The following is a 23,084-nucleotide window of genomic DNA, read 5'->3' on the forward strand; positions in this document are numbered from 1 at the left end:
CATGAACGCCCCTCGTGAGACCATCGCCGCCATCGCCACCGCCCAGGGACGTGGAGGCGTGGGCATCGTGCGCCTGTCCGGCCCGCTGGCGGGCAAGGCTGCCAACGCGATCACCGGCCGTGACCTCAAGCCGCGCTATGCCCATTACGGCCCGTTCGAAGATGGCCAGGGTCAGGTGCTGGATGAAGGCATCGCCTTGTATTTCCCCGGCCCCAACTCGTTTACCGGCGAAGACGTGCTGGAGCTACAGGGTCATGGCGGCCCGGTGGTTCTCGACATGCTCTTGCAGCGTTGCCTGCAACTGGGCTGCCGGCTGGCGCGCCCGGGTGAATTCAGCGAGCGAGCATTTCTCAACGACAAGCTCGACCTGGCCCAGGCCGAAGCCATCGCCGACCTGATCGAGGCGAGTTCGGCCCAGGCTGCACGCAATGCGCTGCGCTCCCTGCAAGGGGCGTTTTCTCAACGTGTGGATAAACTCACCGAGTTGTTGATCGGCCTGCGTATGTACGTCGAGGCTGCCATCGACTTTCCCGAGGAAGAAATCGACTTTCTTGCCGACGGTGTGGTGCTTGGCAAGCTCGATAACGTGCGTGAGATGTTATCCACAGTGCAGCACGAAGCAGGACAAGGTGCCTTGCTGCGCGATGGCATGAACGTGGTGATCGCCGGTCGCCCGAATGCCGGCAAGTCCAGCCTGCTCAATGCCCTGGCAGGACGCGAAGCGGCCATCGTCACCGACATTGCCGGCACTACCCGTGACGTGTTGCGCGAACATATCCACATCGATGGCATGCCGCTGCATGTGGTCGATACTGCAGGCCTGCGTGATACCGAAGACCAGGTCGAGATGATCGGCGTACAGCGCGCGCTCAAGGCCATTGGTGAGGCCGACCGGATTCTGCTGGTGGTCGACGCCACCGCGCCGGAAGCCACTGACCCGTTCGCCCTGTGGCCGGAATTTCTGGAACAACGGCCGGACCCGGCCAAAGTCACCCTGATTCGCAACAAGGCTGACCTGAGCGGCGATGTGGTAGGACTGGAAACCAGCAGCGACGGCCACGTGACCATCAGTCTCAGCGCCAAGGCCGCCGGTGAAGGCCTCGACCTGCTGCGTGAACACCTCAAGGCCTGCATGGGTTATCAACAGACCTCGGAGAGCAGCTTCAGCGCCCGCCGCCGTCACCTCGATGCCCTGGACCGCGCCAGCAGCTATCTGGAACATGGCCGTGCGCAACTGACCCTGGCCGGTGCCGGCGAATTGCTGGCTGAAGACCTGCGCCTGGCGCAGCAAGCCCTGGGTGAGATCACCGGCGCATTCAGCTCCGACGATTTGTTGGGCAGGATCTTTTCCAGCTTCTGCATTGGTAAATGATCGCTGTAAAAACTATCCACAGGGTTATTGTGGAGCACCAATCATCCGTTACCCACAAGGCCCGTTTCATCCGGACAGGATGATTATGTAATTGTCATCGGGGCTGCTCGACGCCCCGATTGGCCGCGACAGGTCAGTTACCAACACTGCAAAGACGCCGGATTTTCTGGCCTTTGGGTCAACAATTGCGGGCTTTTTCAGGTCGTTCGCCTTATTTAAATTCCTTAATAATCAACCAGTTAAATTTCTTTGACGGTATTTAATACCGAGCCTTCCAAGTTACCCACACCCCTATTTTTGCTGAGTGGACATCTCCCGCTGCAACTCTTCCAACACCTGTGGAAATCTTTTGAAACCACCGTCCGCAAGAAAATGGCCGCCCTGTGGCAGTGAAACGAATCGTGCTTCCAGTCTTTTCGCCAGTCGCTGACTTATCCCATGGGGCACGACGTTGTCGTTCTCTGCCGCGATGACGGTACGGTTGTGGGTAAGTCCGATCAGCTTCTGATAGTCCAGATCAGGCCGGATAAACCCGTCAATCTGCGGAATGTTCGACAGCTTTTCGTTGAATCCCGAAACCAGCACATACCCGCCGATTGTGGATAAGTCCTTGCGTTCACTCAGGTACTGCAACAACGCGATGCTGCCCAGGCTGTGGGTTACAAACCAGGAATGGCTATCCGGGTCTGGAATCTGTTGCCGCAGTGCCTGCTGCCACGCTTCCCGCTGCGGGGCACTGGATGACGGCAGCTCGACCACGGTCACGGTCGCGCCGGTCTCTTCAAGGCGTTGTTTCAACCACGGGAACCAGTGGCTGTCGGGCGCTGCGCCATAACCGTGGACGATATAGACGTGATCAGCCGCGTAGGTGAGGGTTGTCAGGGTCATGAGCAGGGCCGCCAGCAGGCTTTTAAGACGCAGGTGCAATCGATACCTGTGGATAAACATAATCGTCTCCTGGTTCAGATAAGGGGACGATTACCATAAAGCACCTGCCGTCTTTTCAGCCAATACCTGAACGACTTGCCCACAGTCCTACCAGTTGTAGGAAACCGTCCCCAGCAAGGTACGGCTGTCGCCCCAATAGCAGCGGCCGGCATCGTTGCAGCCCGACACGTATTCCTTGTCGAACAGGTTGCGCGCGTTCAGGTCCACCGACCAGTGGCGGTCGATCTGATAGCCGATTGCAGCATCCACCAGCGTGACGTCGCCGGAGTCGAGGCGGCCATACAGGCTTGGCTGGGTATACGCGAAGGTGCTGTCGAAGTAACGCACGCCGCCTGCAACCGACAGGCCGTTCAGTGCGCCGTCCAGGAAGCGATACTTTGTCCACAGCGAAGCCTGGTTACGCGGCACGCCGGTCACCTGGTGGCCTTCGATCAACGAGCCCGGCGCGTCCTTGGTCACCCGCGCATCGGTGTAGGTGTAGGCCGCCGTGAGGTTCAGGTTACGGGTGATGTCGCTGTTGATTTCCAGCTCGGCGCCCTTGGAGCGGCTTTCACCCACTTGCCGATAGGTCGAGCTGGTGGTGTCCAGGTAGGTGTCGTCTTCTTTACGCAGGTCGAAGAGCGAAGCGGTGATCGCGGTGTTCCAGCCGGCCGGCTCATATTTCACACCCACTTCGATCTGCGAACTGGTGATCGGGTCGAGCGGCGCGCCGCCATTGGAGATCTGCTGCACCGGCACAAAGGCGGTCGAGTAGCTGGCGTAAGGGGTCAGGCCATTGTCGAAGCGGTACATCAGGCCGGTTTGCCAGGTGAACTTGCTGTCGTTGCCACTGATATCGCCGGCGGGCGCCAGCTTGTTGCGAAAATCGCTGTCGACCCAATCCTGGCGACCGCCTAACAGGAAGATCCAGTTGTTCCAGGTGCTTTGCCATTGCCCGTACAGGCCCTGCATCTGTTGAGTGAGCAAGGTGTTCTGCACGGCAATGGAGGTAATCGGGTCGCGGGCATAGACCGGGTTGAAGATATTGATCTGCCCGGCAAAGCCTGCATCCCAATCCTGACTGAACGAGGTGCGATCGTAGCTGGCGCCGATCAGCACGGTGTTATCCACATCCCCGGCGCTGAATTTGCCTTCGAGCTGGTTATCCAGCGAATACACCATCGACTTGTTCGAGCGGTCGTAGGCGGTGACGTTCAGCTGGGTACCGAAGCCTGCATTGTTCAGGTTGCCCGGCCAGGTTTCATGGCGGCTGATGCGCGATTGCTGGTAGCGCGAGTTCTGCCGGAACTGCCAGTCGTCGTTCAGGCTGTGGATAAACTCGTAGCCCAGGCTCCAGGTTTCACGCTCGAAGGTGTTCCAGCCCGGCACACCGAGCATGGTGTCTTTGTCGAGCTTGCCATTGGGGTTGTTCAGCAGCGTGCCGGCCGCAGGCAGGCCCAGCTCCATATTGGTGTGGTCTTTCTGGTAATGGCTGAGCAGGGTCAGTTGCGTGGCGTCGTTGAAGTTGAGGGTCAGGGACGGCGCGATGTACAGACGATCGTCGGGCACATGGTCGGTCTGGGTATCGGCATTACGGCCGAGCATCACCACACGGCCCTGGACATTGCCACTGTCGTTCAGGGGACCGGAGATATCCACAGCCAGCTGACGACGGTTGTTGGAGCCATAGCTGAGCTGCACTTCGCCTTGCGGTGTGGCGGTCGGACGCTTGCTGACCAGATTCACCAGGCCGCCGGGCGCGTTTTCGCCATACAGAATCGATGACGGCCCCCGGAAGATTTCCACACGCTCCAGGCCATAGGTGTCGGTGGTGGTGTCATAGCGGTTGCCTTGCACACGCAAGCCATCGCGCAGCAGGCCGTAGCCGTAGTCGGTGGCGTTGAAGCCGCGGATGAAGAACAGATCGCCCGCCAGGCTATCGCCGGCTGCAAACGGTGGGGCGAAGATGCCGGGCACATAACCGAGCACTTCGGTGAGGGTCTGGGCCTTCTGGTCCTTGATACGCTGGCCAGTCACTACCGACACCGAGCGCGGCGTCTCGCTCAAGGGCGTGCTGGTCTTGGTTCCTGCGCGGCTGGCGCGGGCCTTGTAGCCGGTGTCGCTGGCGCTGTCCTGGGCGAATGAGTCCCCGCGATTGCTGTTGATCGTCGTTTCACCCAGCTCCACCGAACCTGTCACCGGCACTGCCTGCAAGATATAGCTGCCTGGCGCCTGAGCCACCGCCTGCAGCCCCGAGCCTTGCAGCAACCGGGCAAAGCCTTGCTCCACCGAATACTCGCCTTGCAGGCCCGGTGTGCGGCGGTTGGCGGTCTGGGCCGGCGAGAACGACAAGATGACATTGGCCTGCGCCGCAAACTGGCTCAACGCGTTATCCACAGGACCCGCGGCCACCGCAAAGCGCCGGGAAGCGGTTTCGGACTGGGCTTGCGCCTGGCAGGCCAACAGCGGGTAAACCACCGATGCGCCAATCAACAGGCTGTAAGCGATGCAATGCCGGGCAAGCGGCTGGCGGGCATGAAACGGGAACGGAGCGAAGCGCATGGAGTGAAGACCCTGAAGATGGCAAGGATTCGCGTTGATCGCGATTACCGGAAGGGCCGCGTCAGGTTTGAAAAAGATCATCGTCCGGCAAAAAAATTTTTGCCGGCGCTTCAAACGGTGTGGCTGACCGATATCCAGTAAGGGGTGAAATAGCGCACCTCGATGGGCAAGCTGGCGCGCAGATTGTCCAGTACCGCCTCGGCCGCGTTCAGGCGAAACGTCCCGGAAACCCGCAGATTCGCTGCACGCTCGTCACAACGCATCACGCCATGGCGGTAGCGGGCCAGTTCTGTCAGCACATCGCCGAGACGCGCATTGAGTACGATCAACCGGCCGTCGACCCACGCCACTTGCGAGGCGCGATAACTGTCCACAGGGCCGACCACACGATCGTCGAAATCTGCACTTTGCCCAGCCTTGAGCAAGATAGCTTTATCCACAGGGTGCTGAGGATGAAGGCTTACCGCGTCTTCAAGAACCCCCACATGCGTCACCTCAGCCAGTTGCCGCACGCTGAAAAAGGTACCCAGCGCCTGGACCTGACCTTGGCGGGTCTGCACCCGAAAAGGCCGTGGATCGCCACGTTTGCCGGTACGCACCAGGATTTCTCCGCTGCGCAGGTGAATCAGCCGCTGTTGTGCATCGAAACGTACGTCAATGGCGGTGGCGGTGTTCAGGTCAATCTGACTACCGTCGGCCAGTTCGATCCTGCGTTGCTGGCCGACACGGGTACGGTAGTCCGCCCAGTAATCCACAGAATCACGTGCCTGCCAGCCGACCAGACCGGCGGCCGGGAGCAGCAACAGCAGCTTGAGCACCTGACGGCGTTGTGTGGTGCCGGACAACGCCTGGCGGGTCACCGGCCCCGGCATCACGCCCAGGCTGCGCTGCACAAGCTCCATCTGGTTCCAGGCCGCCTGGTGCGCCGGATCGCTGGCCAGCCAGCGTTGCCATGCCAGGTGCTGGTCACGGCTGGCCGGCTCGGACTGGAACTGCACGTACCAGGTGGCAGCCGCCTCAAGCACCTGACGATTAACGGGGCTGGCCATTACAGCGTAGCCATCAGGACCGAGCATTCGGTCAAGGCGCGGATCATGTGCTTCTTGACGCTGCTGATCGACAGGCCCAGTTGATCGGCCGCTTGTTGATAAGTCAGGCCATCAATCTGCGTCAGCATGAAGATCTTGCGCGTTCTTGCGCCCAGGCCAGCCAGGGTTTTGTCCACAGCCAGCAGGGTTTCGATGATCACCGCCTTGTCTTCTTCACTGACCCCCACCGCCTCGGGACGTGCCGCCATGCTTTGCAGCCAGGCCTGTTCGATGGCTCGGCGCCGATAGCGGTCGATGACCAGCCCGCGAGCGATGGTGGTCAGGTAATCACGCGGTTCGCGGATATCGGCAGCGTTACGCGCCGCCAGAATACGGACGAAGGTGTCATGCGCCAGGTCGGCTGCATCGCTGGTGTTCGACAGCTTGCCCTTGAGCCAGCCATACAGCCACGAATGATGCTGCTCGTAGATCGACTGGACCGCTGCCGTATGAGAAGGAGAGGGCATGAGAGGGGCACTGGGCGAGTGAATGATAATCGCTATTATTAATTTGCGACGTGGCCGACCACAAGCGCCTTCCATCACGAGTTTTATTTGCCTTAATCGCGATTATTTTCAAAAAAAGTTATCAACAGGCCTGAAACCCCGACCCAGACGGGTTCATGTGCCATTTCGACAGCCAGATTGCAGCATTTCAAGCGATTGTGGATGGCTGGATAAGCCCTGTGCATAACCGCCCTTCAGCCCGGTTGATAAGCATGCTCGAAAGCTGGGCAGAACTGCCCCTGTGGACAACCGGCACTCTTATGCACAGGCCAAACAGAGTTATCCATAGCCCCCAATGGCACCTGTGTACAGACTTTAAAAACTCTGTACACATTGAAAAACATGGCCTGTAGCAATCTATCCACAGAAAGGTGCCTCAGTAACATAAGCATTAAAAACAAGGTTTTAAAAGATTTCTTTCTTTCTAATTTTTTTAAGCTCTCGACCTTTTTGCACGACTGGTCATTTTTTGTTCAACGGGTTTCATTCAGAGGGGTGAAGTCCCTATACTTGTCAGCTATCCCAATTTCCCATCTACAACAGGCACGAGGTGCGTGGTGGATTTCCCTTCCCGTTTTGAAGTGATCGTCATCGGTGGCGGTCATGCCGGTACCGAGGCGGCACTCGCCTCGGCACGCATGGGCGTTAAAACGCTGCTGTTGACGCACAACGTGGAAACCCTTGGCCATATGAGCTGCAACCCTGCCATCGGTGGCATCGGTAAAAGCCATCTGGTCAAGGAAATCGATGCGCTCGGCGGTGCGATGGCTGTCGCCACCGACATGGCCGGTATTCAGTTCCGCGTGCTCAACAGCCGCAAGGGCCCAGCGGTACGTGCCACTCGTGCCCAGGCCGACCGCGCCATCTACAAGGCGGTTATTCGGGAAATCCTGGAAAACCAGCCCAATCTGTGGATATTCCAGCAGTCCTGCGACGACCTGATCGTTGAACAGGATCAGGTACGCGGCGTCGTGACCCAGATGGGCCTGCGTTTTCTCGCCGATTCTGTGGTCCTGACCACGGGTACCTTCCTTGGCGGGCTGATTCACATCGGTTTGCAGAATCATTCCGGCGGTCGTGCCGGTGATCCGCCTTCGATTGCCCTGGCCCATCGCATGCGTGAACTGCCGCTGCGCGTCGGTCGCCTGAAAACCGGTACGCCACCACGCATCGATGGCCGCTCGGTGGATTTCTCGGTCATGACCGAACAACCGGGCGATACGCCGATTCCGGTCATGTCGTTTCTGGGCAACAAGGAACAGCACCCGCGTCAGGTCAGTTGCTGGATCACCCACACCAACACGCGCACCCACGAGATCATCGCCGCCAACCTGGATCGCTCGCCGATGTATTCCGGCGTGATCGAAGGCGTTGGCCCGCGTTACTGCCCGTCGATCGAAGACAAGATTCATCGTTTTGCCGACAAGCAGAGCCATCAGGTGTTCATCGAGCCCGAAGGCCTGAACACCCATGAGCTGTATCCGAATGGCATCTCGACCTCCTTGCCATTCGACGTGCAGTTGCAGGTCGTGCGTTCGATTCAAGGCATGGAAAATGCCCACATCGTGCGGCCCGGCTATGCGATCGAGTACGACTACTTCGATCCACGCGACCTGAAGTACAGCCTCGAAACCAAAGTCATCGGCGGCCTGTTCTTCGCCGGGCAAATCAATGGCACCACCGGCTACGAAGAAGCGGGCGCCCAGGGTTTGCTGGCCGGAACCAACGCGGCATTGCGTGCGCAGGGCAAGGAAAGCTGGTGCCCGCGTCGCGATGAAGCGTATCTGGGTGTACTGGTCGACGACCTGATTACCCTCGGTACTCAAGAGCCCTACCGGATGTTCACGTCCCGGGCCGAATACCGCCTGATCCTGCGCGAAGACAACGCCGACCTGCGCCTGACCGAAAAAGGCCGCGAGCTGGGATTGATCGACGATGCGCGCTGGACAGCGTTCTGCACCAAGCGTGAAAGCATCGAACGTGAAGAACAGCGTCTGAAAAGTACCTGGGTACGCCCCGGCACCGAGCGCGGCGATGCGATTGCCGAACGTTTCGGCACGCCGTTGACCCATGAATACAACCTGCTGAACCTGCTGACCCGTCCGGAAATCGACTATGCCAGTCTGGTCGAACTGACCGGTGAGGGCTGCAGCGATCCACAAGTCGCCGAGCAGGTCGAGATCAAGACCAAGTACGCCGGTTACATCGACCGGCAACAGGACGAAATCGCCAGGCTGCGTGCCAGCGAAGACACCCGTCTGCCGGAAGACATCGACTATTCGTCGATTTCCGGGTTGTCCAAGGAAATCCAGTCCAAGCTGGGGATAACTCGTCCCGAGACCCTGGGCCAGGCTTCGCGTATCCCCGGCGTCACGCCGGCGGCGATTTCCCTGTTACTGATTCACCTGAAAAAACGCGGCGCAGGCCGTGAGCTGGAGCAAAGCGCTTGAGTGCCATGGTGACACCGCAACACGCCGAAGAATTATCCACAGGGGCGCGTGAACTGGGCATCGAGCTCAGCGACACCCAGCACAGCCAGTTGCTGGCTTACCTGGCCCTGTTGATCAAGTGGAACAAGGCTTACAACCTCACCGCTGTGCGCAACCCGGACGAAATGGTTTCCCGGCATCTGCTCGACAGCCTCAGCGTGGTGCCGTTTGTCAAAGCATCTTCCGGTGCAGACGCCGTTATCGACGGCGCGCGCTGGCTGGATGTCGGCAGCGGCGGCGGCATGCCGGGCATTCCGCTGGCGATCCTGTTTCCTCAGGCGCACATTGCGTTGCTCGACAGCAATGGCAAGAAAAGCCGCTTCCAGACCCAGGTCAAACTGGAACTGAAACTCGACAACCTTGAAGTTATCCACAGCCGTGCCGAGACGTACCAGCCAGGCCAGCCGTACACCGGGATTATTTCCCGGGCGTTCAGCAGCCTGGAGGATTTCGCCGGCTGGACCCGTCACATGGGTGACACCGAAACACGCTGGCTGGCAATGAAAGGGCTGCATCCGAGCGATGAGCTGTTAGCATTGCCGGCAGATTTTCGTCTCGATAGCGCTCAGGCCTTGGCCGTTCCAGGTTGCCAAGGCCAACGCCATCTGCTGATACTGCGCCGCACGGCATGACTGGGAACACAAGCAAGAATGGCTAAGGTATTCGCGATAGCGAACCAGAAGGGTGGAGTGGGCAAGACCACCACCTGCATCAACCTCGCCGCGTCATTGGTCGCGACCAAGCGCCGCGTGCTGTTGATCGATCTCGATCCACAAGGCAATGCCACCATGGGCAGTGGTGTGGATAAACACACCCTGGAAAACTCGATTTATGACCTGCTGATCGGCGAATGCGATCTGGCCCAGGCCATGAAGTTTTCCGAGCATGGCGGTTACCAGTTGCTGCCCGCCAACCGCGACCTGACGGCCGGTGAAGTGGTCCTGCTGGAAATGCAGATGAAAGAGAGTCGCCTGCGCAATGCGCTGGCGCCGATCCGCGAGAACTACGATTTCATTCTCATCGACTGCCCGCCGTCGCTGTCGATGCTGACCCTCAATGCCCTGGTGGCCGCCGATGGGGTGATTATCCCCATGCAGTGCGAGTACTTCGCACTGGAAGGCTTGAGCGACCTTGTGGATAACATCAAGCGTATCGGCGAGATGCTCAATCCGAATCTGAAGGTCGAAGGCTTGCTGCGCACCATGTACGATCCGCGCCTGAGCCTGAGCAACGATGTCTCGGCCCAGCTCAAGGAACACTTCGGTGACCAGCTGTACGACACCGTGATCCCGCGCAACGTCCGTCTGGCCGAAGCGCCGAGCTTCGGCATGCCGGTGCTCGCTTACGACAAGTCGTCACGCGGAGCCATGGCCTATCTGGCTTTTGCCGGTGAACTGGTCCGTCGTCAACGTCGCAATGCGAAAGCAGCTGCCAAGCTCACCTGAGGGAACCATGGCCGTGAAAAAAAGAGGTCTCGGACGTGGGCTGGATGCACTGCTGAGCAGTCCGAGCAGCATCCCGACCGTCACATTGCTGGAAGAACAGGCCAGCAAAATCGATCAGCGCGAGCTGCAGCATGTGCCCCTGGACAAGATTCAGCGTGGCAAATACCAGCCGCGCCGCGACATGGATCCTACTGCGCTGGAAGAACTGGCCCAGTCGATTCGTGCCCAGGGCGTCATGCAGCCGATCGTGATTCGTCCGATCGGCAACGACCGCTTCGAAATCATCGCCGGTGAGCGCCGCTGGCGGGCGAGCCAGCAGGCCGGCGTCGAGACGATTCCGGCCATGGTGCGCGATGTCCCCGATGAAACCGCCATTGCGATGGCGCTGATCGAGAACATCCAGCGTGAAAACCTCAATTCGGTCGATGAAGCGATGGCGCTGCAACGCTTGCAGCAGGAATTCCAGCTGACCCAGCAACAGGTCGCCGATGCGGTCGGCAAGTCGCGGGTCAGTGTGGCCAACCTGCTGCGCCTGACCACGTTGCCTGAAGTCATCAAGACCATGCTGTCGCACAATGACCTGGAAATGGGTCATGCGCGTGCATTGCTCGGTTTGCCTGAAGATCGGCAGGTTGAAGGGGCGCGACACGTTGTCGCACGCGGGCTGACCGTACGGCAGACCGAAGCGTTGGTCCGGCAGTGGCTGAGCAGTGCACCGGAGCCTGTCGAAGCACCACGCGCCGATCCCGATATAAGTCGACTGGAACAGCGTCTGGCAGAGCGTTTGGGCTCTGCGGTGCAGATCCGCCACGGTCAGAAGGGCAAGGGGCAACTGGTGATCCGGTATAACTCGCTGGACGAGTTGCAAGGTGTCCTTGCTCACATCCGCTGAAACAATTGCGCTGTAACGTGTAGTCGGAAATCGGTTCCTTGGAGTTGAACGAGGGCTGAACCGCCCCTATACTCTGCGCGCATTTTGTCGGCACAAATTATGCCAAGTTAACGATGATGGCTACCGACAACCGAGGAGCTGTTGCGATGGAATCCCGCAAGCCAGACCGCCTGCCGTTCCACCGCCTCGCGGTCTTCCCGGTTTTGGTGGCACAAGTGATCGTCGTTCTGCTGGCTGCCTTGGCGCTGTGGCAGTGGAAGGGAGTCGTAGCCGGATATTCGGGGCTTTGTGGGGGCCTGATAGCGTGGCTGCCCAATGTGTATTTTGCTCACAAGGCATTCCGGTTTTCCGGGGCCAGAGCCGCCAGAGCCATCGTCCGGTCTTTTTACGCCGGCGAGGCAGGCAAACTGATTTTGACGGCGGTGCTTTTTGCATTGACGTTCGCAGGGGTGAAGCCATTGGCGCCACTGGCTGTATTTGGCGTGTTCATGTTGATCCAGGCGGTCAACTGGTTCGCTCCCCTGTTGATGAGAACAAGACTTTCCAGACCTAAGGGCGTTTGAGGCAACCATGGCAGCAGAAACCGCTTCGGGCTATATCCAGCACCACTTGCAGAACCTGACCTTCGGTCGGCTCGCTGATGGCAACTGGGGCTTTGCCCACACCGCAGCAGAAGCAAAGGAAATGGGCTTTTGGGCCTTCCACGTCGATACCCTCGGCTGGTCGGTCGCACTGGGCGCACTTTTCATTCTCATTTTCCGTATGGCAGCCAAGAAGGCCACTTCCGGCCAGCCGGGCGCCTTGCAGAACTTCGTTGAAGTGCTGGTCGAGTTCGTCGACGGCAGCGTGAGAGACAGCTTCCATGGCCGCAGCGCCGTGATCGCGCCTCTGGCCCTGACCATCTTCGCCTGGGTGTTCATGATGAACGCCATCGACCTGGTGCCGGTGGACTGGATTCCGGTTCTGGCTGCCAAGATCAGCGGCAACGAGCACATCTTCTTCCGTGCCGTACCGACCACTGACCCGAACGCGACCCTGGGCATGGCCCTGTCGGTGTTCGCACTGATCATTTTCTACAGCATCAAGATCAAGGGCATCGGCGGCTTCATCGGCGAACTGACCCTGCACCCGTTCGGCAGCAAGAACGTCTTCGTTCAGGCCCTGCTGATCCCGGTGAACTTCCTGCTGGAATTCGTGACCCTGATCGCCAAGCCAATCTCTCTGGCACTGCGTCTGTTCGGTAACATGTACGCCGGCGAACTGGTCTTCATCCTCATTGCCGTGATGTTCGGTGCTGGCCTGTTGTGGCTCAGCGGCCTGGGCATCGTCCTGCAATGGGCCTGGGCGGTGTTCCACATTCTGATCATCACCCTGCAAGCCTTTATCTTCATGATGCTGACCATCGTCTATCTGTCGATGGCTCACGAAGATAACCACTAAGATCGCCTCGCGGCGTTTCTGAACCCTCTCGCTTCGGTGAGAGGGTGCCCGCGAGGGCTGATGTACTCACGATTCTGTTTTATCGCTTCAATCTAAAAAACCTAACCAATACGACGTAAAAGTCGGGAGGAAAGATGGAAACTGTAGTTGGTCTTACCGCTATCGCTGTTGCACTGTTGATCGGCCTGGGCGCACTGGGTACTGCAATCGGCTTCGGCCTGTTGGGCGGTAAATTCCTGGAAGGCGCAGCTCGCCAGCCAGAAATGGTTCCAATGCTGCAGGTCAAAATGTTCATCGTCGCCGGCCTGCTCGACGCCGTAACCATGATCGGTGTTGGTATCGCCCTGTTCTTCACCTTCGCAAACCCCTTCGTTGGTCAACTCGCTGGCTAATCACTCGACTTTTCGAGTTGATGAGTGGGATGGACAACGTAAGAGCGAGGTGTTGGCGTGAACATTAATGCAACCTTGATTGGCCAGAGCATTGCGTTCGCGATCTTTGTACTGTTTTGCATGAAGTATGTATGGCCTCCGGTCATCACTGCTTTGCGCGAACGTCAGAAGAAGATTGCGGATGGATTGGACGCTGCCTCTCGAGCTGCTCGCGACCTGGAGCTGGCCCAAGAAAAGGCCGGCAACCAATTGCGCGAAGCCAAGGCTCAGGCAGCCGAGATCATTGAGCAAGCCAAGAAACGCGGTAACCAGATCGTCGACGAGGCCCGTGAACAGGCTCGTGTCGAAGCTGACCGTGTGAAGGCTCAGGCTCAGGCCGAGATCGAGCAAGAACTGAACAGTGTCAAAGACGCGCTGCGCGCCCAACTGGGTAGCCTGGCAGTCAATGGCGCCGAGAAGATCCTGGGCTCCACAATCGATCAAAACGCGCACGCAGAGCTGGTCAATAAACTGGCTGCTGAAATTTAAGCGAGGGCGATCATGGCAGAACTGACCACGTTGGCCCGACCTTACGCGAAGGCGGCCTTCGAGCACGCTCAGGCTCACCAGCAACTGGCCAATTGGTCAGCCATGCTCGGCCTGGCTGCTGCGGTGTCACAAGATGACACCATGCAGCGCCTGCTCAAGGCCCCGCGACTGACGAGCGCACAAAAGGCCGCCACTTTTATCGAAGTGTGCGGCGACAAGGTTGATGAGAAGGCACAGAATTTCATCAATGTCGTAGCCGAAAACGACCGTCTCCTGCTGTTGCCGGAGATTGCCGCCCTGTTCGACCTGTACAAGGCCGAGCAGGAAAAATCGGTAGACGTTGATGTGACCAGTGCGTTCGCATTGAACCAAGAACAGCAAGACAAACTCGCCAAGGTTCTCAGTGCACGGCTCGGCCGGGAAGTGCGCCTGCATGCTGCGGAGGATGCCAGCCTTATTGGTGGCGTCGTTATCCGCGCCGGCGACCTGGTTATCGATGGCTCAGTTCGCGGCAAACTCGCGAAACTGGCCGAAGCATTGAAATCTTGAGTTTGAAGGGGCAGCAGAGCAATGCAGCAACTCAATCCTTCCGAAATAAGTGAAATCATCAAGGGTCGCATCGAGAAACTCGATGTAACCTCCCAAGCCCGTAACGAAGGCACTGTCGTCAGCGTGTCTGACGGTATCGTGCGGATTCACGGTCTGGCCGACGTTATGTACGGCGAAATGATCGAGTTCCCTGGCGGCGTCTACGGCATGGCCCTGAACCTGGAGCAAGACTCCGTAGGTGCAGTGGTTCTGGGTGGCTATACCACCCTGGCCGAAGGCATGAGCGCCAAGTGCACTGGCCGCATCCTGGAAGTTCCGGTAGGTAAGGAACTGCTGGGTCGCGTTGTCGACGCACTGGGCAACCCGATCGATGGCAAAGGTCCGCTGAACAACACCGAGACCGATGCGGTCGAGAAAGTTGCTCCAGGCGTGATCTGGCGTAAGTCGGTAGACCAGCCTGTACAGACTGGCTACAAGGCTGTCGATGCCATGATTCCTGTCGGCCGTGGCCAGCGCGAGCTGATCATCGGTGACCGTCAGATCGGTAAAACCGCTCTGGCGATCGACGCGATCATCAACCAGAAAGACAGCGGCATTTTCTGCGTCTACGTTGCCATCGGTCAGAAGCAATCGACCATCGCCAACGTGGTTCGCAAGCTGGAAGAAAACGGCGCACTGGCCAACACCATCATCGTCGCGGCAAGCGCATCGGAATCGGCTGCTCTGCAGTTCCTGGCTCCGTACTCTGGCTGCACCATGGGTGAATTCTTCCGCGACCGCGGTGAAGACGCGCTGATCGTTTATGACGATCTGTCCAAGCAAGCAGTGGCTTACCGCCAGATTTCCCTGCTGCTGCGCCGTCCACCAGGCCGTGAAGCCTACCCGGGTGACGTGTTCTATCTCCACTCCCGTCTGCTGGAGCGTGCATCGCGCGTTTCCGAAGAGTACGTAGAGAAGTTCACCAATGGCGCAGTGACCGGCAAAACCGGTTCCCTGACCGCTCTGCCGATCATCGAAACCCAGGCTGGCGACGTTTCCGCGTTCGTTCCGACCAACGTGATTTCCATCACCGACGGTCAGATCTTCCTGGAATCGGCCATGTTCAACTCGGGCATCCGTCCTGCAGTGAACGCCGGTGTTTCGGTATCGCGTGTCGGTGGTGCTGCCCAGACCAAGATCATCAAGAAGCTGTCCGGTGGTATCCGTACCGCTCTGGCTCAGTACCGTGAACTGGCGGCATTCGCCCAGTTCGCTTCTGACCTGGACGAAGCCACCCGCAAGCAGCTTGAGCACGGTCAGCGCGTTACCGAACTGATGAAGCAGAAGCAATACGCACCTATGTCGATCGCTGACATGGCGCTGTCGCTGTATGCCGCCGAGCGTGGGTTCCTGACCGACGTCGAAATCACCAAGATCGGCAGCTTCGAACAAGCGCTGATTGCCTACTTCCACCGCGATCACGCCGAGCTGTTGGCGAAGATCAACGTGAAGGGTGACTTCAATGACGAAATCGACGCTGGCATGAAAGCCGGTATCGAGAAGTTCAAGGCCACCCAAACCTGGTAAGCCGCAGCGGGGGCTAACAGCCCCCGCTTGCTAACCTGATAGGTGATACATGGCAGGCGCAAAAGAGATTCGCAGTAAGATTGCGAGCATCAAAAGCACGCAAAAAATTACCAGCGCCATGGAAAAAGTGGCGGTCAGCAAAATGCGCAAGGCTCAAATGCGCATGGCTGCTAGCCGTCCCTATGCGGAGCGTATCCGCCAGGTGATTGGTCATCTGGCCAACGCCAACCCGGAATACCGCCACCCGTTCATGATCGAGCGCCCTGTAAAGCGCGCCGGCTATGTGGTTGTGAGCAGTGACCGTGGTTTGTGCGGCGGCTTGAACACCAACCTGTTCAAGGCTCTGGTCAAGGACATGAACGAGACTCGCGGACAGGGGATCGAAATCGACCTGTGCGTGATCGGCAGCAAGGGCGCGGCTTTCTTCCGCAGCTTCGGCGGTAACGTCGTGGCCGCAGTCAGCCACCTGGGCGAAGCACCATCGATCAATGATCTGATCGGTAGCGTCAAGGTCATGCTCGATGCCTACCTGGACGGTCGTATCGATCGCCTGTCGGTCGTCTCGAACAAGTTCATCAACACCATGACGCAACAGCCAACGGTCGAGCAACTGGTACCGCTGGTGGCAACCCCGGATCAAGGCCTCAAGCATCACTGGGACTACCTCTACGAACCCGATGCCAAGGAGCTGCTCGACGGCTTGATGGTTCGCTACGTGGAATCGCAGGTCTACCAGGCGGTGGTCGAGAACAATGCGGCCGAACAGGCTGCCCGGATGATCGCCATGAAAAACGCCACAGACAACGCCGGTGACCTGATCAGCGACCTCCAGCTGATCTACAACAAGGCGCGTCAGGCTGCGATCACCCAGGAGATCTCGGAAATCGTCGGCGGCGCTGCCGCGGTTTAACGGTTCAAATATTCAGAGGATCCAGCTATGAGTAGCGGACGTATCGTTCAAATCATCGGCGCCGTCATCGACGTGGAATTCCCACGTGATGCCGTGCCGAGTGTCTACAACGCGCTGAAAGTACAAGGCGCGGAAACCACTCTGGAAGTTCAGCAACAGCTGGGCGACGGCGTGGTTCGTACCATTGCGATGGGCTCCACCGAAGGCCTGAAGCGCGGTCTGGATGTTGTCGACAGTGGCGCAGCCATTGCCGTCCCAGTCGGTAAAGCGACTCTGGGCCGGATCATGGACGTCCTCGGCAACCCGATCGACGAAGCAGGTCCTATCGGCGAAGAAGAGCGTTGGGGCATTCACCGCGCCGCGCCTTCCTTCGCAGAGCAGGCAGGCGGCAACGACCTGCTGGAAACCGGCATCAAGGTTATCGACCTGGTCTGCCCGTTCGCCAAAGGCGGTAAAGTCGGTCTGTTCGGTGGTGCCGGTGTCGGCAAGACCGTAAACATGATGGAACTGATCCGTAACATCGCCATCGAGCACAGCGGTTATTCCGTGTTCGCAGGTGTGGGTGAGCGTACTCGTGAGGGTAACGACTTCTACCACGAGATGAAGGACTCCAACGTTCTCGACAAGGTAGCCCTGGTCTACGGTCAGATGAACGAGCCACCGGGAAACCGTCTGCGCGTAGCGCTGACCGGTCTGACCATGGCCGAGAAGTTCCGTGACGAAGGTAACGACGTTCTGCTGTTCGTCGACAACATCTATCGTTACACCCTGGCCGGTACCGAAGTATCCGCACTGCTGGGCCGTATGCCTTCGGCAGTAGGTTACCAACCGACTCTGGCCGAAGAGATGGGCGTGCTGCAGGAGCGTATTACCTCCACCAAGCACGGCTCGATCACCTCGATCCAGGCCGTTTACGTACCTGCGGACGACTTGACCGACCCGTCGCCGGCGACCACCTTCGCCCACTTGGACGCCACCGTCGTACTGTCCCGTGACATCGCTTCCCTGGGTATCTACCCGGCGGTCGATCCACTGGACTCGACTTCGCGCCAGCTGGACCCGAACGTGATCGGCAACGAGCACTACGAAACCGCTCGCGGTGTTCAGTACGTGCTGCAGCGCTACAAAGAGCTGAAGGACATCATTGCGATTCTGGGTATGGACGAACTGTCCGAAACCGACAAGCAACTGGTATCCCGCGCTCGTAAGATCCAGCGCTTCCTGTCCCAGCCGTTCTTCGTGGCTGAAGTCTTCACCGGTTCTCCAGGCAAATACGTTTCCCTGAAAGACACCATTGCTGGCTTCAAAGGCATCCTCAACGGTGACTACGACCACCTGCCAGAACAAGCGTTCTACATGGTCGGCGGCATCGAAGAAGCGATCGAGAAAGCCAAGAAACTGTAATCCCGGCGCCCCGCAAGGGGCGCTAATCAGGTTGAGGCAAGCACATGGCTATAACAGTCCATTGCGATATCGTCAGCGCGGAAGGAGAAATCTTTTCCGGTCTGGTCGAGATGGTAGTAGCGCACGGCAACCTGGGTGATCTTGGTATCGCCCCGGGCCACGCGCCGCTGATTACCAATCTCAAGCCAGGTCCGATCACGCTGACCAAGCAGGGCGGTGACCGCGAGGTGTTCTACATCTCCGGTGGTTTCCTCGAAGTGCAGCCGAACATGGTCAAGGTGCTTGCCGATACCGTGCAACGTGCTGCCGACCTGGACGAGGCTTCCGCACAGGATTCCGTCAAGGCTGCCGAGAAGGCCCTGAACGAAAAAGGCGCGGATTTCGACTACAGTGCCGCCGCCGCACGTCTGGCCGAGGCGACAGCTCAGCTGCGCACCGTTCAGCAGATTCGCAAGAAATACGGCGGTTAATTCCGCTGTACTCCCTGCGCGATTGAGTAAAAGGGTAGCCTCGGCTACCCTTTTTCTTTTTCTGCAATTCCAGGTCTTTCATGTCTCTCGATATCGTCATTCTCGCTGCAGGCCAGGGTACCCGGATGCGTTCGGCCCTGCCCAAGGTGCTGCACCCGGTGGCCGGCAACTCCATGCTCGGTCACGTTATCCACAGCGCACGTCAACTGTCCCCGCAGGGGATTCACGTGGTCATCGGCCACGGTGCCGATGCCGTGCGTGAGCAACTGGCCGCCGACGATCTCAATTTCGTCCTGCAAGACAAGCAACTGGGCACCGGCCACGCCGTGGCTCAGGCCCTGCCGGTGCTGACCGCCGAAACCGTGCTGATTCTGTATGGCGATGTACCGCTGATCGAGGTCGAAACCCTGCAGCGCCTGCTCACGCGGGTCACCCCCGGACAACTGGGTCTGCTGACCGTAACCCTCGACGACCCGACCGGCTATGGCCGCATCGTGCGCGACGCACAGGGCAAGGTCAGCGCCATCGTCGAACACAAGGACGCCAGCGAGGCACAGAAAGCCATTCAGGAAGGCAACACCGGCATTCTCGCCGTGCCAGGCAAGCGCTTGGCCGACTGGCTGGGCCGCCTGTCCAACAACAATGCCCAGGGCGAGTATTACCTGACCGACGTGATCGCCATGGCAGTCAACGACGGCCTGGTGGTGGCCACCGAGCAGCCGCATGACCCGATGGAAGTGCAGGGCGCCAACGACCGCCGTCAGTTGTCCGAGCTGGAGCGTCATTACCAGTTGCGTGCCGCCCGCCGCCTGATGGCCGCCGGCGTGACCCTGCGCGACCCGGCGCGCTTCGATGTGCGGGGTGAAGTCAGCGTCGGCCGCGACGTGCTGATCGACATCAACGTGATCCTCGAAGGCCGTGTGGTGATCGAGGATGACGTGGTCATCGGTCCCAACTGCGTGATCAAGGACAGCACCCTGCGCAAGGGCGTGGTCATCAAGGCCAACAGTCATCTCGACGGCGCGGTGCTGGGCGAGGGCAGTGATGCCGGCCCATTTGCGCGGCTGCGTCCGGGCAGCGTGCTCGAAGCGCAGGCGCATGTGGGTAACTTTGTCGAACTGAAAAACGCCCGCCTGGGCGTGGGCGCCAAGGCCGGTCACCTGACCTACCTGGGCGATGCCGATATCGGCGCGCAGACCAATATCGGTGCCGGCACCATCACCTGTAACTACGATGGCGCCAACAAACACAAGACCGTGATCGGTGAAGATGTATTCATCGGCTCCAACAACTCGCTGGTCGCGCCTGTGGATATCTCTTCGGGCGCTACCACGGCAGCCGGTTCTACCATCACCCAGGATGTGCCCGTCGAGCAACTGGCCGTGGCCCGCGCCCGGCAGCGCAACATCGAAGGCTGGAAGCGGCCGGTGAAGGTCAAAAAAGACTGAAGTTATTCACAATGGTCGACTGTATAACTTTTCAGACAATGTACTGTGAAGTTATACAGTGGTTTCAGACTTATCCCGCCGGTTCAGGCACGTCAGGTTATTCACAGGCTTGACGTGTCGTCTCCAATAGGTTTTGATTGCGTCCTTATCTTTCGAATCGAAACTTAATCAGAAAATGTCGAAACGTAATACACCTCAGCGTCGCCACGATATCCTTAGCCTGCTCAATGAGTTGGGCGAGGTCACCGTGGACAGCCTCGCACGTCGTTTCGAAACCTCTGAAGTTACGATCCGAAAGGATCTGACCGCTCTGGAAAGCAATGGCCTGCTGCTGCGCCGTTACGGTGGCGCGGTGACCGTGCCACATGAGCTGATTGTTGATAACAGTCAGCCGGCCTCGACTTATAAACAGGCCATTGCTCGCGCCGCTGCCCAGCGCATTCGTGAACATGCGCGCATCATCGTCGACAGCGGCAGCACCACGGCCGCGCTGATTCCGGAACTGGGCGCCAAGCCTGGGCTGGTGGTCATGACCAACTCGTTGAATGTTGCCCGCGCCCTGAACGAACTGGAACCGGAACCGGTGCTGCTGATGACCGGCGGCACATGGGACCCGCATTCGGAGTCGTTCCAGGGGCAGGTCGCCGAACTGGTGCTGCGCTCTTACGACTTTGATCAGTTGTTCATCGGTGCCGACGGCATCGACCTGCAACGCGGCACCACCACCTTCAATGAGCTGTTGGGCCTGAGCCGGGTGATGGCCGAAGTTGCACGTGAAGTCGTGGTCATGGTCGAAGCCGACAAGGTCGGGCGCCGAATTCCCAATCTGGAACTGCCCTGGGGCAGTATCCATACCCTTATTACCGATGAACGCCTGCCCGCTGCGGCTCGCGAACAGATACAAGCCCGCGGCATCACATTGATTTGTGCCGCTGCCAGCCAGGAGTAAAACCATGTGTGGAATCGTTGGCGCCGTTGCTGAGCGCAGCATTACAGCCATCCTGATCGAAGGCCTCAAGCGTCTTGAATACCGTGGCTACGACAGCGCAGGCGTGGCCATCTTCAACAACGAAGGTGTTCTTGAACGCCGTCGCCGTCTCGGCAAGGTCAGCGAGCTGGAACAGGCCCTGGCCGGTGAGCCACTGACCGGTCGCCTGGGCATCGCCCACACCCGTTGGGCAACGCACGGTGCGCCGAGCGAGCGCAACGCCCACCCGCACTTTTCAGGCAGCGATCTGGCGGTTGTGCATAACGGCATCATCGAAAACCACGAAGCCCTGCGCGAACAGCTCAAGGCGCTGGGTTATGTATTCGAGTCCGATACCGACACCGAAACCATCGTTCACCTGCTCAACCACAAGCTCAAGAGCACTCCCGACCTTGGGGCGGCGCTGAAGGCGGCGGTCAAGGAGCTGCACGGTGCCTATGGCCTGGCAGTGATCAGCGCCAGCCAGCCCGATCGTCTGCTCGCTGCCCGCAGTGGCAGCCCGCTGGTGATCGGCCTGGGCCTTGGCGAAAACTTCCTGGCTTCCGACCCGCTGGCGTTGCGTCAGGTCACTGACCGTTTCGTCTATCTGGAAGAGGGCGACATCGCCGAAATCCGCCGCGACAACGTGCAGATCTGGAGCGTGGACGGCCAGCCGGTGGCGCGTGAAACCATCCAGGTGCGTGAAGGCATCGAAGCCGCGGACAAGGGCGCCTACCGCCACTTCATGCTCAAGGAAATCCACGAGCAGCCCAAAGTCGTGCAGCGCACCCTCGAAGGCCGTCTTGGCCAGCAACAAGTCCTGGTGCATGCCTTCGGCCCGCAGGCCGCCGAGCTGTTTGCCAAGGTGCGCAACGTACAGATCGTCGCCTGCGGCACCAGCTACCACGCCGGCATGGTTGCCCGTTACTGGCTCGAAGGCCTGGCTGGTATTCCGTGCCAGGTCGAAGTCGCCAGCGAGTTCCGCTACCGCAAGGTGGTCGTGCAGCCCGACACGCTGTTCGTCTCGATCTCTCAGTCCGGCGAAACCGCCGACACCCTGGCCGCACTGCGCAACGCCAAGCAACTGGGTTTTCTGGCCAGCCTGGCGATCTGCAACGTCGGCACCAGCTCGCTGGTCCGTGAATCGGACCTGACCCTGCTGACCCAGGCCGGCCCGGAAATCGGCGTGGCCTCGACCAAAGCCTTCACCACGCAACTGGTGGCCCTGCTGTTGCTGACCCTGTCGCTGGGCCAGGTCAAAGGCAGCCTGGAAGCCGGTGTCGAAGCCGAACTGGTCGAAGAACTGCGCCGCCTGCCGGTGCGTCTGGGCGAAGCCCTGGCCATGGACAGCACCGTCGAGAAAGTCGCCGAGCTGTTCGCCGAGAAGCATCACACCCTGTTCCTGGGCCGTGGCGCGCAGTTCCCGGTGGCGATGGAAGGCGCCTTGAAGCTCAAGGAAATCTCCTACATCCACGCCGAAGCCTATCCGGCCGGCGAGCTCAAACACGGCCCGCTGGCGCTGGTCGATGCCGACATGCCCGTCGTCACCGTGGCGCCGAACAACGAACTGCTGGAAAAGCTCAAGTCCAACCTGCAGGAAGTCCGCGCCCGTGGCGGTGAGTTGATTGTGTTTGCAGATGAGAAGGCCGACCTGCGTAACGGCGAAGGCACGCATGTGATTTCGATGCCGCACATCAGCGATACGCTGGCACCGATTCTTTACACGCTGCCGCTGCAATTGCTGTCGTATTACGTGGCGGTGCTGAAAGGCACGGATGTGGATCAGCCACGCAACCTGGCCAAATCGGTCACCGTGGAATAAGTCATTCCGGCGGTTCAAGTGCTGATCTTTGACAATTAAAACTGTCGCAGAGGGTCGGGAGATCGCGGTACCTGACCCCCTGCTCGTCCTGAGCAGATGTCTAAGCTTTTTCAACGGCTCATAAAATCGTACCCAGACCGATTTCCCCAAAGGGTTCGATTTCTCACCTCGTACGCTTAGTACGCCTATGGCATCGATATTTATCAGTTTTAATATCTACTGAGAATACAAAAATATCATGTACCTGAATATCCAAAAAGATGAAATATTGGATTCGTTCGTATATAGAAATCAGATTTTCTTTTCC

21 protein-coding genes are annotated in these 23,084 nt (G+C 59.0%); 17 read left to right on the top strand and 4 right to left on the bottom strand.

Annotated features, from left to right (window positions below; genetic code table 11):
- Position 1 precedes the first annotated feature (1 nt).
- On the top strand, positions 2-1,372 hold the full coding sequence (mnmE, locus tag ACYAS9_RS08090) for a tRNA uridine-5-carboxymethylaminomethyl(34) synthesis GTPase MnmE (RefSeq protein ID WP_463567794.1): 1,371 nt from the start codon (positions 2-4) through the stop codon (positions 1,370-1,372).
- Positions 1,373-1,663: 291 nt separating this feature from the next.
- Here the strand turns inward: mnmE and ACYAS9_RS08095 are convergent, their stop codons facing one another.
- The 4 genes from ACYAS9_RS08095 to ACYAS9_RS08110 form a co-directional block, all read right to left on the bottom strand.
- Positions 1,664-2,320 (bottom strand): RBBP9/YdeN family alpha/beta hydrolase, encoded by a 657-nt coding sequence (locus tag ACYAS9_RS08095; protein WP_463567795.1) that lies wholly within the window; start codon positions 2,318-2,320, stop codon positions 1,664-1,666.
- Positions 2,321-2,407: 87 nt separating this feature from the next.
- Positions 2,408-4,861, bottom strand: coding sequence for a TonB-dependent siderophore receptor (locus tag ACYAS9_RS08100; protein WP_463567796.1), 2,454 nt, complete (start codon positions 4,859-4,861; stop codon positions 2,408-2,410).
- Between the two features lie 110 nt (positions 4,862-4,971).
- A complete protein-coding gene (locus ACYAS9_RS08105) occupies positions 4,972-5,910 on the bottom strand; it encodes a FecR domain-containing protein (protein WP_463567797.1) in 939 nt (312 codons plus the stop codon).
- Positions 5,910-6,416, bottom strand: a complete 507-nt coding sequence (locus ACYAS9_RS08110; RefSeq protein WP_463567798.1) for a sigma-70 family RNA polymerase sigma factor — start codon at positions 6,414-6,416, stop codon at positions 5,910-5,912. Before ACYAS9_RS08110 ends, ACYAS9_RS08105 begins: the two co-directional genes overlap by 1 nt.
- A 596-nt stretch (positions 6,417-7,012) precedes the next feature.
- On the opposite strand from ACYAS9_RS08110, the gene mnmG reads away from it, so the two are divergent.
- The 16 genes from mnmG to glmS all read left to right on the top strand — a co-directional run bounded on the left by mnmG (position 7,013) and on the right by glmS (position 22,777).
- Positions 7,013-8,905, top strand: coding sequence for a tRNA uridine-5-carboxymethylaminomethyl(34) synthesis enzyme MnmG (gene mnmG / locus ACYAS9_RS08115; RefSeq protein ID WP_463567799.1), 1,893 nt, complete (start codon positions 7,013-7,015; stop codon positions 8,903-8,905).
- On the top strand, positions 8,902-9,576 hold the full coding sequence (rsmG, locus tag ACYAS9_RS08120) for a 16S rRNA (guanine(527)-N(7))-methyltransferase RsmG (RefSeq protein ID WP_463567800.1): 675 nt from the start codon (positions 8,902-8,904) through the stop codon (positions 9,574-9,576). The genes mnmG and rsmG overlap by 4 nt, the downstream gene beginning before the upstream one ends.
- Positions 9,577-9,594: 18 nt before the next feature.
- Positions 9,595-10,389, top strand: a complete 795-nt coding sequence (locus ACYAS9_RS08125) for a ParA family protein (protein WP_463567801.1) — start codon at positions 9,595-9,597, stop codon at positions 10,387-10,389.
- Positions 10,390-10,396: 7 nt separating this feature from the next.
- On the top strand, positions 10,397-11,281 hold the full coding sequence (locus ACYAS9_RS08130) for a ParB/RepB/Spo0J family partition protein (RefSeq protein ID WP_463567802.1): 885 nt from the start codon (positions 10,397-10,399) through the stop codon (positions 11,279-11,281).
- Positions 11,282-11,427: 146 nt separating this feature from the next.
- Complete coding sequence (locus ACYAS9_RS08135) at positions 11,428-11,844, top strand: F0F1 ATP synthase subunit I (protein ID WP_463567803.1); 417 nt, start codon at positions 11,428-11,430, stop codon at positions 11,842-11,844.
- Positions 11,845-11,851: 7 nt separating this feature from the next.
- Entirely contained in the window at positions 11,852-12,721 is an 870-nt protein-coding gene (atpB, locus tag ACYAS9_RS08140) for a F0F1 ATP synthase subunit A (RefSeq protein WP_463567804.1), read from the top strand.
- Positions 12,722-12,855: 134 nt separating this feature from the next.
- Positions 12,856-13,113 carry a F0F1 ATP synthase subunit C gene (gene atpE, locus ACYAS9_RS08145; RefSeq protein WP_002555987.1) on the top strand — a complete coding sequence of 86 codons (258 nt, stop codon included), beginning with the start codon at positions 12,856-12,858 and terminating at the stop codon, positions 13,111-13,113.
- 57 nt (positions 13,114-13,170) lie between these two features.
- On the top strand, positions 13,171-13,641 hold the full coding sequence (locus ACYAS9_RS08150; RefSeq protein WP_459745929.1) for a F0F1 ATP synthase subunit B: 471 nt from the start codon (positions 13,171-13,173) through the stop codon (positions 13,639-13,641).
- A gap of 12 nt (positions 13,642-13,653) precedes the next feature.
- The gene (locus tag ACYAS9_RS08155) at positions 13,654-14,190 is read left to right on the top strand and encodes a F0F1 ATP synthase subunit delta (RefSeq protein ID WP_459745926.1); all 537 of its coding nucleotides are present in this window, start codon (positions 13,654-13,656) and stop codon (positions 14,188-14,190) included.
- Positions 14,191-14,211: 21 nt separating this feature from the next.
- Entirely contained in the window at positions 14,212-15,756 is a 1,545-nt protein-coding gene (gene atpA, locus ACYAS9_RS08160; protein WP_463567805.1) for a F0F1 ATP synthase subunit alpha, read from the top strand.
- A gap of 49 nt (positions 15,757-15,805) precedes the next feature.
- Positions 15,806-16,666, top strand: a complete 861-nt coding sequence (atpG, locus tag ACYAS9_RS08165) for a F0F1 ATP synthase subunit gamma (protein WP_459745921.1) — start codon at positions 15,806-15,808, stop codon at positions 16,664-16,666.
- A 27-nt stretch (positions 16,667-16,693) separates the two neighbouring features.
- Positions 16,694-18,070, top strand: a complete 1,377-nt coding sequence (atpD, locus tag ACYAS9_RS08170) for a F0F1 ATP synthase subunit beta (RefSeq protein ID WP_056840950.1) — start codon at positions 16,694-16,696, stop codon at positions 18,068-18,070.
- A 44-nt stretch (positions 18,071-18,114) separates the two neighbouring features.
- Positions 18,115-18,540, top strand: coding sequence for a F0F1 ATP synthase subunit epsilon (locus ACYAS9_RS08175; RefSeq protein ID WP_056840949.1), 426 nt, complete (start codon positions 18,115-18,117; stop codon positions 18,538-18,540).
- Positions 18,541-18,620: 80 nt separating this feature from the next.
- On the top strand, positions 18,621-19,988 hold the full coding sequence (glmU, locus tag ACYAS9_RS08180; protein WP_463567806.1) for a bifunctional UDP-N-acetylglucosamine diphosphorylase/glucosamine-1-phosphate N-acetyltransferase GlmU: 1,368 nt from the start codon (positions 18,621-18,623) through the stop codon (positions 19,986-19,988).
- 175 nt (positions 19,989-20,163) lie between these two features.
- Entirely contained in the window at positions 20,164-20,937 is a 774-nt protein-coding gene (locus ACYAS9_RS08185; protein WP_463567807.1) for a DeoR/GlpR family DNA-binding transcription regulator, read from the top strand.
- A 4-nt stretch (positions 20,938-20,941) separates the two neighbouring features.
- Positions 20,942-22,777, top strand: a complete 1,836-nt coding sequence (gene glmS / locus ACYAS9_RS08190; protein ID WP_463567808.1) for a glutamine--fructose-6-phosphate transaminase (isomerizing) — start codon at positions 20,942-20,944, stop codon at positions 22,775-22,777.
- Positions 22,778-23,084 lie beyond the last annotated feature (307 nt).

The organism is Pseudomonas sp. HP_08 (assembly GCF_055284095.1).

Coding starts and splice junctions, on each gene's coding strand:
- ACYAS9_RS08185 (WP_463567807.1), top strand. CDS start 20,164: ATGTCGAAACGTAATACACCTCAGCGTCGCCACGATATCCTTAGCCTG.
- ACYAS9_RS08105 (WP_463567797.1), bottom strand. CDS start 5,910: ATGGCCAGCCCCGTTAATCGTCAGGTGCTTGAGGCGGCTGCCACCTGG.
- ACYAS9_RS08100 (WP_463567796.1), bottom strand. CDS start 4,861: ATGCGCTTCGCTCCGTTCCCGTTTCATGCCCGCCAGCCGCTTGCCCGG.
- ACYAS9_RS08095 (WP_463567795.1), bottom strand. CDS start 2,320: ATGTTTATCCACAGGTATCGATTGCACCTGCGTCTTAAAAGCCTGCTG.
- ACYAS9_RS08175 (WP_056840949.1), top strand. CDS start 18,115: ATGGCTATAACAGTCCATTGCGATATCGTCAGCGCGGAAGGAGAAATC.
- ACYAS9_RS08110 (WP_463567798.1), bottom strand. CDS start 6,416: ATGCCCTCTCCTTCTCATACGGCAGCGGTCCAGTCGATCTACGAGCAG.
- mnmE (WP_463567794.1), top strand. CDS start 2: ATGAACGCCCCTCGTGAGACCATCGCCGCCATCGCCACCGCCCAGGGA.
- atpE (WP_002555987.1), top strand. CDS start 12,856: ATGGAAACTGTAGTTGGTCTTACCGCTATCGCTGTTGCACTGTTGATC.
- atpD (WP_056840950.1), top strand. CDS start 16,694: ATGAGTAGCGGACGTATCGTTCAAATCATCGGCGCCGTCATCGACGTG.
- atpG (WP_459745921.1), top strand. CDS start 15,806: ATGGCAGGCGCAAAAGAGATTCGCAGTAAGATTGCGAGCATCAAAAGC.
- atpA (WP_463567805.1), top strand. CDS start 14,212: ATGCAGCAACTCAATCCTTCCGAAATAAGTGAAATCATCAAGGGTCGC.
- ACYAS9_RS08125 (WP_463567801.1), top strand. CDS start 9,595: ATGGCTAAGGTATTCGCGATAGCGAACCAGAAGGGTGGAGTGGGCAAG.
- glmU (WP_463567806.1), top strand. CDS start 18,621: ATGTCTCTCGATATCGTCATTCTCGCTGCAGGCCAGGGTACCCGGATG.
- ACYAS9_RS08155 (WP_459745926.1), top strand. CDS start 13,654: ATGGCAGAACTGACCACGTTGGCCCGACCTTACGCGAAGGCGGCCTTC.
- atpB (WP_463567804.1), top strand. CDS start 11,852: ATGGCAGCAGAAACCGCTTCGGGCTATATCCAGCACCACTTGCAGAAC.
- ACYAS9_RS08130 (WP_463567802.1), top strand. CDS start 10,397: ATGGCCGTGAAAAAAAGAGGTCTCGGACGTGGGCTGGATGCACTGCTG.
- glmS (WP_463567808.1), top strand. CDS start 20,942: ATGTGTGGAATCGTTGGCGCCGTTGCTGAGCGCAGCATTACAGCCATC.
- ACYAS9_RS08135 (WP_463567803.1), top strand. CDS start 11,428: ATGGAATCCCGCAAGCCAGACCGCCTGCCGTTCCACCGCCTCGCGGTC.